The sequence below is a fragment of the Arthrobacter crystallopoietes BAB-32 genome (assembly GCF_000328305.2).
GTDB lineage: Bacteria > Actinomycetota > Actinomycetes > Actinomycetales > Micrococcaceae > Crystallibacter > Crystallibacter crystallopoietes_A.
The window spans coordinates 55,899-65,323 of record NZ_ANPE02000067.1 but is presented as its reverse complement, the minus strand read 5'-3'; the positions used below and the strand labels follow the sequence as shown (position 1 = coordinate 65,323).

The following is a 9,425-nucleotide window of genomic DNA, read 5'->3' as shown; positions in this document are numbered from 1 at the left end:
GCTTGGCAGTCTCAGACCGGTTCCGCGAATACGCCGAAGAGAAGATCTCCAAGATTGAGCAGCTCGGCGACAAGGTACAGCGGCTGGATGCCAAAATTACCAAGGAAGTCAATGCCCGCCAGGCTGACAGTTCCATGACCGTTGAACTTACCGTAATGGGACGTGGTCCCGTTGTCCGAGCCGAAGCCTCCGCTGCTGACAAGTTCGCCGCGTTCGATTTGGCCTACGGCAAGCTCATGGAGCGTCTGCGCCGCGCCCGTGACCGCCGGAAGGTCCACCACGGCCGCCATGCGCCCAAGGGTGTCCACGAAGCAACCGCCACCCTGGAACCGGCCAGCTCCTCGATTCCGCTCCATGTGGAGACCGAGGGCGCACAGAACGGGGCAACCCCGTCTGCTACAGCCGACGAAACGACCGGCTACGAGATCGAAAACGACATTCCCGCAGGGGACTCACCGGTGCTGATCCGCCGCAAGGTCTTTCCTGCCCTGCCGATGAGCCTCGACGACGCCGTCGACAACATGGAACTCGTCGGGCACGACTTCTACCTCTTTATCGACACGGCCACCAACTCACCCAGCGTGGTCTACCGACGGCGCGGCTGGACCTACGGCGTCATCACCCTCGACGCCGACTGCAGCAAGGAAACGGCAGCCGCCAAGGAAGAACTGCTGGCATACCGCGCTGCCCAGGAAGCCGGAGTCTAGCCCTGCATGAGCGGGCCGCTGCCTAGTATGGGTAAATGGCCGCCCGCATCTCACTATCGCAAGCGCGGCGGATAGCTCTCGCCGCGCAATTGCTTCACCAGGAACGGCCCACCGGCGTTGTCACGGCAAGGCAGGTGGGCCGGACCTTTGACCGGCTGCAGTTGTTGCAGATCGACTCCGTCAATGTCCTGGCAAGAGCGCACTACCTGCCGATGTTTTCACGGTTGGGAAATTACGACGTCGGAATCCTCCACCGTTTCTCCGGCAGTGCGCCGCGGCGCATGGTGGAGTATTGGGCGCATGAGGCCAGCTACATCCGGCCCGATCTCTTCGCCGATTTGAAGGTATGGCAGAAACGCCGCTGGATCGGGGACCACGGTTTGGACCCCCTGCTCCGCCAGGACCTGGAGAAGAGGATCCTCGAGGAGCTGGCGGCCGCGCGGCCGCTGACGGCACGCCAGATTGCTGACCGTATCGGGCACCGGGAGGCCAAGAGCACGGTCAATTGGGGGTGGAACTGGAATGCGGTCAAACGCGTACTGGAGGCCCTCTTCGAACGGGGAGCCGTCAGCGCCGCGGGGCGCAATGCGCAGTTTGAACGGCTGTACGCGCTGACCGCCAAGGTGATGCCGAAAACCGCCGGCCGGCAGCCCGCCGTCGATAAGGACGAATCGATGGTGCGGCTGATGGACGCTGCGGCCCGCGCCCACGGCATTGGTACGGTGCGTTGCTTCGCTGACTATTTCCGGGTGCCCCGGCGTCCTGCTGAAGAAGCGGTCCGCCGCTTGGTATCCGATGGCCGGCTCGAGGAGGTCTCAGTCGAGGGCTGGCAGGGAACCCACTACCTCCACACCGCGGCTGCCAGGCCCCGGCGGGCGGCCGGACAGGCCCTGCTGGGCCCCTTCGACTCCCTCGTATTCGAGCGGGAGCGGCTGGAAAGGCTGTTCGGGTTCCGCTACCGGATCGAGATCTACACTCCGGCGCATCAACGCCAGTACGGCTACTATGTCCTGCCGTTCCTGCTGCACGAGCAGCTGTGCGCCAGAGTCGACCTCAAAGCACACCGGGCCGCAGGATTCCTGGAGGTCCGCGGGGCCTTCCGCGAACCAGAGGCACCGGAGGATACCGCCGTGGCACTCGCATCCGAACTGGTCCTGATGGCCCAATGGCTGGAATTGTCCGAAGTCCAGGTGGCGGACCGAGGTGACCTCGCTCCGGAACTAAGCCGGGCTTTGGCACAACGGGCACGGCCAGCACCGGCCCCGGGAACCAAAGCGCCCGCTGGAACGTAACTCCCGTAGACTGATGAAGCCAGACTTCTGCGCAAACGACTGGGAGCAATGTAGTGCCATCGATTCTCGAACGAGTCCTTAGAACCGGCGACAAGAAGACGCTGAAGAGGCTTCGCACCTACACGGACGCGATCAACATCCTCGAAGAGGACTTCTCCGCACTCACCGACGCGGAGCTCCGGGCTGAGACGGATACGCTCAAGCAGCGCCATCAGGACGGCGAGCATCTGGATGACCTCCTGCCGGAAGCGTTCGCCGCCGTTCGGGAAGCGGCTAGCCGCACCTTGGGCCTGCGGCACTTCGATGTGCAGCTTATGGGCGGGGCTGCACTCCACTTAGGCAACATCGCCGAGATGAAGACGGGCGAGGGCAAGACGTTGGTGGCCACTGCTCCGGCCTATCTGAATGCCTTGTCCGGGAAGGGCGTCCACGTCGTCACAGTCAACGACTACCTGGCCGAGTACCAGTCCGACCTCATGGGACGCGTCTACCGCTTCCTGGGGCTCACCAGCGGATGCATCCTGTCCGGACAGACGCCCGCGGTTCGGCGGGAACAGTACAGTTCGGACATCACCTATGGCACCAACAACGAGTTTGGTTTTGATTACCTCCGCGACAACATGGCTTGGAGCAAGGACGAACTGGTCCAGCGCGGGCACAACTTCGCAATTGTGGACGAGGTCGACTCGATCCTGATTGACGAGGCCAGGACACCGCTGATCATTTCGGGCCAGGCATCAGGTGATGTCAACCGCTGGTACACGGAGTTCTCCCGCGTTGTCCAGCGTCTTCAAGCCGACAAAGACTATGAAGTCGATGAGAAGAAGCGCACAGTCGGGGTGCTGGAATCGGGGATCGAAAAGGTCGAAGACTACCTCGGCATCGACAATCTCTATGAGTCGGCCAACACCCCATTGATCGGCTTCTTGAACAACGCCATCAAAGCCAAGGAGCTGTTCAAGCGCGATAAGGACTACGTCGTGCTCAAGGGCGAGGTGCTGATCGTTGATGAACATACCGGGCGTATCCTGGCCGGCAGGCGCTACAACGAAGGCATGCACCAGGCCATCGAAGCCAAAGAAGGCGTTGAAATCAAAGCGGAAAACCAGACGATGGCGACCGTGACGCTGCAGAATTACTTCCGCCTCTACGACAAGCTCTCGGGCATGACTGGTACGGCCGAGACCGAGGCAGCGGAGTTCATGAGCACCTACAAGCTCGGGGTGGTGCCGATTCCGACCAATAAACCGATGGCCCGGGTGGACCAACCGGACCTGATTTACAAGAACGAACTGGCCAAATTCGATGCTGTGGTCAAGGACATCGCAGCCCGGCACGAGGATGGCCAGCCGGTTCTGGTCGGTACTACCAGCGTCGAGAAGAGCGAATATCTCTCCAAGCAGCTGGCGAAACAGGGCATCCGGCATGAGGTGCTCAATGCCAAGAACCACGCTCGCGAGGCCGCGATTGTGGCTCAGGCAGGCCGCAAGGGAGCGGTGACGGTCGCCACCAATATGGCGGGGCGCGGTACCGATATCATGCTCGGCGGCAATGCCGAGTTCAACGCCGTCGCCGAGCTCGAACGGCGGGGACTTGATCCTGCCGCGAATGCGGAGGAGTACGAGGCCGCATGGCCGGATGCATTGGAAGCTGCGCAGAACGCCGTCAAAGCCGAGCACGAGGAGGTTCTCGCGTTGGGCGGGTTGTATGTCCTTGGCACTGAGCGGCACGAATCGCGCCGGATCGACAACCAGCTGCGCGGTCGTTCGGGGCGCCAGGGCGATCCTGGCGAATCCCGGTTCTATCTTTCGCTCACCGACGACCTGATGCGGCTGTTCAATTCCGGGGCAGCCGAACGCATCATGAATTCCTCGCGGATGCCCGACGATGTCGCCCTCGAGTCCAAGATGGTGTCGAAGGCAATCGAGAATGCCCAGGGCCAGGTCGAAGGCCGGAACGCCGAGCAGCGCAAGAACGTCCTGAAATACGACGATGTGCTCAATCGCCAGCGCGAGGCAATTTACGGCGACCGCCGCCGTATTCTCGAGGGAGATGACCTGCACGAGAAGGTCGGATTCTTCCTGGAAGATGTCGTAACTGCCATGGTGAATGAGGCCACCGCGGAGGGCCACGGCGACGATTGGGATTACGAGCAGCTCTGGACCAATCTGAAGCAGCTGTACCCCATCCAGCTGACAATCGATGAGGTTGTTGAGGAGGCTGGAGGCAGGTCGAAAATCACTGCCGATTTCCTGCGCGAGGAGATCATCTCCGATGCGAAGGTGGCATATGCCGCACGCGAAGAGGCCCTGGGATCCGCGACCATGCGGGAACTCGAGCGCCGTGTGGTGTTGTCGGTGATCGGACGGAAATGGCAAGAACATCTCTACGAGATGGACTACCTCAAGGAAGGCATCGGCCTCCGGGCCATGGCGCAGCGCGATCCGTTGGTCGAGTACCAGCGCGAGGGCTTCACCATGTTCCAGACCATGATGGAAGCGATCCGCGAAGAAAGCATCGGCTACCTGTTCAATCTCGAGGTCAAGGTCAGCCAGCCCAGCACCAGCCTGCCTGGGGTCACGGCGGACGCACGCGGCGCTGTCCAAGGCCCGCAGATCACAGCCGCCGGACTGGACGCTCCGCAGCGGCCCGCCGCGTTGCAGTTCACGGCCCCTTCCGTGTCAGGTGAGGCTGAAACACGCTTGGTACGCCAAACTACGGCTGGCAAGACTACAGGACAGGCCGAACCAGCCAAGGCAGAGCGGTCCGGGCCGACCAAGCGCAGGAAATAGCAAAGGTCCACGCTCGGCTAGCCGATTTCCAAAGCGGCGACTTTCCAGAGTCCGCGTCGGAACTCCAGACGGAGTGCCACGGCGCGGACTCTGGCCGCTTCGACGATGACGAGAGAGGCCTCGTAGGCATCATCGGCCACCCGGCAGACCCGGGAGGAGCGGACTACGGCACTTCGGTGGAGCCGTGGCTCCTGGCTGCGTGAGGGGCGCCGGCGTTCCTGCCGCGCCTGTACTAGAGCCGCACGGCGGACCAATTTGTCGTAGCAATCCGGGTCCAGCCATCTGGCCAGTTGCTGGACAGGACGCGATCCGCCGATCACTTCCATGGCCGCTTGGGCGACCGATCGCGCAGTCCCGGTCACCTGGCGCAGCTCGTCGATATCTTCGCTTGAGGATGCCGCCGAAGCAGTTGGGATGGATTGGTCCGGACACCGTGGATTCTCGCTCCCCTCATCTCTTCTCAATGGCGCGCGAGTGCGCGGTTCGAGCCGGATGATGGGGGCAAAATAGCTCTCCGGGTCCACCGGTCGCACCGGTCGCACGGTCAAGGGACGAGGTGCACCGCTGGCTGGAGCCAGGACGGGCAGCTCTACGGCCGTGTCCGGTGCCGAAGCCTGCTCAGCCTGGCGGAGTTCAGTTACGTTGGTCATCTGATGGCCTTTCCGTGAAGGGCTGTCGATTCTTATTCGGTTGGTACGGTCAGAACCTGACCAGGCAGGAGCTGTGAAGGGTCGTCGCCGATCACGTTTCTGTTGGCGGCATACCATTTGGGCCATTGACCGGCGATCTCTGCGTCCGTCGCGAGGCTGCCCAATTCCCTGGCCGCGATATCCCATAGGCTGTCTCCAGCGACCACCGTGACCGTGCGGTTCGGGTCCTGTTGTTCAACGGGGCCGGCGACCTGCCGTGCAATCAAGCCGGGGCTGGCAGGCGGCGGCGATGGCTTCCACCACGGCGCTACCGCAGGGCGCTGGTTCTCCGCCGCAGAGGTCGCACCGCTGGCACTACCAGCCGTCGGCGAGAAGTAGGGCCATAAAGCCTCCGCCGCGACCGACGACGCAGCCATCTGTGACCTCTGTTCGGCAGCATGCGCTCCCGGTGCGGCCAGCAGGTGGAGGCCAATCAAGGCTGCAGCCAGCCGTTTCATGAAGCCAGGGCTGATCGCCAGGGGCAGGGCGGCAAGCCGGGTGTGTCCCAGCTGCTTCAGAGCAATGCCAACGAATGCGCCGGTGAGGCCAATCAGCTACCACGAGACGATCGCCAGTCCGAGGAATACGGCGCCCGAAGATAAGAGTGCAGAGTAGGTGATTTCGCGTAGGACGATGCCTGTGATGCCCAACTGGCTTCCGGACCAGAGCAGGAGTCCTCCGCACGCCAGGATTGTCAGGGCTATGGCGAGATCACTGCCTGTTTGCTTCATGCTGCCTTCCAAGCTGCGATGGTGTGGTTTGATGCCATTTGATGTTGTTAGGCATGTACTGGTCATGATCGTGGCAGAACGTTTCAACTCTGTAAAGACCTTTGATCCCGTTTGGACCAATTTGATGGCAGTCCTATGCTGGGGACGTGCGATGGGATGCTCTCTTTGAGGACTTGGAGGCGCAGCTGCATGCCGCGGGCCAGCTCGGGCTTGAAGCGGATGTCAATGAGATTGCAAGGGCAGCGCAGGCCGAGATCCCGCTTGGAGACCGCCTGCGAGGCCAGTTGGGCAGAGACGTCAGGGTTGTTGTTCCGGGTGGGTCCGCGTTCGCCGGCACCCTCGGCCACGTTGGATCCTCCTGGCTGGTACTGCAGGACCCGGTGCGAAGCGTTCTCGTGCCCCTGCATGGCATCCAAATGATTGAGGGCCTGGGGCGGCATTCGATCTGTGAAGTGTCGGCCGGAGCCAGGCGGCTTGGCTTGGGATCGGCGTTCCGAGCGCTTGCGCGTGATCGGGCAGAAGTGGTTCTCTATTTCGCCGCGGGCTCGGTCCCGACCATGGTCACCGGGATCATCGACAGGGTTGGCAGGGATTTTCTGGAGCTTGCAGCCGTTCCATCAGGAGAAGCCCGACGTGCCTCGAATGTCCAAGCCGTGTATGCAGTGCCGTTCGCGGCCGTCGCAGCCGTTGCGTCAGTGCGGAGCGACTACTGACGGGCCCGTCTGTGGTAGGCGTTCGCTGAATCAGGCCTTGTTTTCTGCCTTGGCTCCTTCGACAAGCCGCCTCGTTTCGGCGTACTTGTCCTGGATGTACTCGTCCAGCATGGTTTGTTCCACCCGCCACTGGCCCCGCCCGCCGATTTGAATGGCCGGGAGTTCCCCGCTGCGCACCAAGGCGTAGGCCTGCGACGACGATATCTGCAGGATTTCGGCGATATCAGTCAAAGTCAGAAACCGTGGCATGGAACTCTTCCCGGACGATAATGCGGACGCCACTATTATGGCACCGATACTTGCGTTTGACGCCAGTTGACAAGAGGTGTTGTGGATTCGCGGTGGGGGAAGTTTTCCACACAGAGCCCTGTCTTGTCATGTTCGGCTTGCATTTAGGCCAGTGCCAACAAGAATTGGAGTCAGTTCCAGCGCATGCGTCCGACAGTCTTCGGGCAGGAGGCTTCCCTTGTCCGCGGCCGTGCGTGAATCCGACAGGGGGAAGAATGAGCACTCAGGCCGATATCTCTGCGCCTGCACCGCGATTGCGGAAACCATCATGGAAAGACCCGCGGCTCATGGTCGGAATCCTGCTGGTTCTGGTTTCCGTGGCTGCAGTGACGGCGCTTCTGGCCGGGGCAGACAGGACAGTCCCGATGCTCGCTGCTAAGGAGGACATCGCCGTCGGCGAAGCGCTCTCACCCGATGACTTCTCCGTCGTGGAGGTCCGGCTCGGAACCATAGAGTCGGCCTACCTGAGCGCGCAAACGCAGATTCCGGAGGGAGCGGTCGCGACGTCTATGCTCCGGAGCGGCGAGCTGATCCCCTCATCCGCTCTTGGCTTGGCCGATGTCCTTGACCGCAAGCCGGTTGGCCTCACCATTGACAGCCCGCTGCCTGAAGGCGCGCAAGCTGGTTCGCGCGTGGACGTCTGGGTCGCACTGCCGGATGGACGCAACGGCTTCAATCAGCCTGAGCTGCTGCTGGAAGCGGCTGAGGTCTCCGAGCTCAGCGAGGCGTCAACGGCCTTTGGGGCTGCGCAAGCGGAGCGACTGCATGTGCTGGTGACCGACGAGAAGATGCCGGGCTTGCTCAATGCCATTTCCAATGGCGCCAAGATTAACGTTGTGCTCAACCCGGGAGGTCCCGCATGACTGTCCCCGTCATCGCCTTCGGCCAGACTGAGCAGGATATTGTCGGCGGGTTGGAACGCCTGCATGGTCCCGTCACGGTAGTTCGAAGGTGTACGGACATGGCCGAACTCATCGCCGTCGCTCAGAGCGGCTTGGCCCGTGCCGTGATCATTGCCGGCGACAGTTCAATGCTCGGCATCAGTCTGCTGGAACGACTGCACAGCAGTGACGTGGCCGTCGTGGTCCTTACCGACGACGGCGGCGAACAGCACCGTTTGGCAGCCTTGGGGGTTGTGCACGCGGCTCTTTCTATTGATCCGGAAGTCATAGCCGAATTGGTGACCACAGCAGTGGCATCACTGGTGGCGCCAAGGACCAGCAGGCTGAGTGCGAGTTATGCGGATCCTGCAGGCGCCCTAGCTCCAGCAACTGTCGAAGAGGAGCCGGTGCAGGCGCCGGTGGAACTCGGAGAGGTCACTGCGGTCTGGGGACCTGCAGGAGCACCTGGGCGCACGACTCTGGCCGTCAACCTGGCTGCTGAACTCGCAGCGGCCGGCAAACGTGTCATGCTGCTCGACGCAGACACGTACGGTGCGAGCGTAGCTGTATTCCTGGGTCTGATGGATGAATCAGCAGCGCTGGCCCAGGCCTGCCGTCTGGCCGACCAAGGGCTGCTGGATGATACAGCGCTGGAACGCGTGAGCGTCAAGCTTGCAGTCCAAGGAGCGCCGTTGTTCGTCCTGACGGGAATTACTAGGACCGAACGTTGGACTGAATTGCGGCCAGGGGCCTTGGGGAACGTCATTGAACTGGCCCGAAGGAACGCTGATCATGTTGTGATTGACTGTGGTTTCTGCCTGGAAGCAGATGAGGAGCTCAGCTTCGACACCATGGCGCCCCGGAGAAACGGCGCGTCTCTGCGTTGCCTTGAACTGGCCGACAGGGTCTATGCCGTGGGAGCCTCCGATGCAGTCGGCGTGCCGCGGCTTGTTCGTGCTTTAGGCGAGTTGGAGCAGGTAGTGCCAACGGTTGCGCCGCAGATAGTCCTCAATAAGGTCCGCTCCTCCGCTGTAGGCCCAGCGCCGGAAGACCAGCTAGGACAGGCCTGGGAACGATTCGGACCCTCCATAGAGGTCAAAGCCTTCCTCCCGGCGGATTTCGCTGCAACGGACGCTGCCCTGCTGGGTGGATCCGTGCTGCTCGAGAGCGCTCCGGATTCGCCACTTCGCTTGGCGATTGCTGCGTTGGCCGGCAGGGAAGTTGCTGGACGGCGCCGCCGAAGGCCGCGTCGTATGAAGGCCAAAGTGACCTTTTAATCGGCGGGCGTTAGGCTTGCAACCACGGGCCGCAACGGGGCGGCCGAGGACACCT

9 protein-coding genes are annotated in these 9,425 nt (G+C 62.2%); 6 read left to right on the top strand and 3 right to left on the bottom strand.

Translation table 11 applies throughout. From position 1 onward, the window contains the following. The first annotated feature begins 2 nt into the window (after positions 1-2). Genes hpf through secA form a run of 3 tightly spaced genes read left to right on the top strand, consistent with a single transcriptional unit; the run spans position 3 to position 4,791 of the window. Positions 3-707 carry a ribosome hibernation-promoting factor, HPF/YfiA family gene (gene hpf, locus D477_RS03200; protein ID WP_005267243.1) on the top strand — a complete coding sequence of 235 codons (705 nt, stop codon included), beginning with the start codon at positions 3-5 and terminating at the stop codon, positions 705-707. Positions 708-742: 35 nt separating this feature from the next. Then, the gene (locus D477_RS03195) at positions 743-1,999 is read left to right on the top strand and encodes a winged helix-turn-helix domain-containing protein (protein ID WP_052510666.1); all 1,257 of its coding nucleotides are present in this window, start codon (positions 743-745) and stop codon (positions 1,997-1,999) included. 53 nt (positions 2,000-2,052) lie between these two features. Next, complete coding sequence (secA, locus tag D477_RS03190; protein ID WP_005267241.1) at positions 2,053-4,791, top strand: preprotein translocase subunit SecA; 2,739 nt, start codon at positions 2,053-2,055, stop codon at positions 4,789-4,791. Between the two features lie 17 nt (positions 4,792-4,808). Here the strand turns inward: secA and D477_RS23110 are convergent, their stop codons facing one another. Beyond that, positions 4,809-5,441 carry an Rv3235 family protein gene (locus tag D477_RS23110; protein WP_237740684.1) on the bottom strand — a complete coding sequence of 211 codons (633 nt, stop codon included), beginning with the start codon at positions 5,439-5,441 and terminating at the stop codon, positions 4,809-4,811. A 32-nt stretch (positions 5,442-5,473) separates the two neighbouring features. Beyond that, on the bottom strand, positions 5,474-5,938 hold the full coding sequence (locus D477_RS21640; protein WP_081608455.1) for a LysM peptidoglycan-binding domain-containing protein: 465 nt from the start codon (positions 5,936-5,938) through the stop codon (positions 5,474-5,476). 446 nt (positions 5,939-6,384) lie between these two features. Between D477_RS21640 and D477_RS03175 the strand changes: the two genes are divergently transcribed. Further along, on the top strand, positions 6,385-6,924 hold the full coding sequence (locus tag D477_RS03175) for a hypothetical protein (protein WP_237740683.1): 540 nt from the start codon (positions 6,385-6,387) through the stop codon (positions 6,922-6,924). A gap of 30 nt (positions 6,925-6,954) precedes the next feature. Here D477_RS03175 and D477_RS03170 read toward each other — a convergent pair whose 3' ends face one another. Beyond that, entirely contained in the window at positions 6,955-7,155 is a 201-nt protein-coding gene (locus tag D477_RS03170) for a helix-turn-helix domain-containing protein (RefSeq protein WP_237740682.1), read from the bottom strand. Positions 7,156-7,499: 344 nt separating this feature from the next. Between D477_RS03170 and D477_RS03165 the strand changes: the two genes are divergently transcribed. Continuing rightward, positions 7,500-8,075: an SAF domain-containing protein gene (locus D477_RS03165; RefSeq protein ID WP_005267235.1), complete on the top strand. Its 576-nt coding sequence runs from the start codon at positions 7,500-7,502 to the stop codon at positions 8,073-8,075. Further along, on the top strand, positions 8,072-9,370 hold the full coding sequence (locus D477_RS03160) for an AAA family ATPase (protein ID WP_005267234.1): 1,299 nt from the start codon (positions 8,072-8,074) through the stop codon (positions 9,368-9,370). Before D477_RS03165 ends, D477_RS03160 begins: the two co-directional genes overlap by 4 nt. The last annotated feature ends 55 nt before the right edge of the window (positions 9,371-9,425 follow it).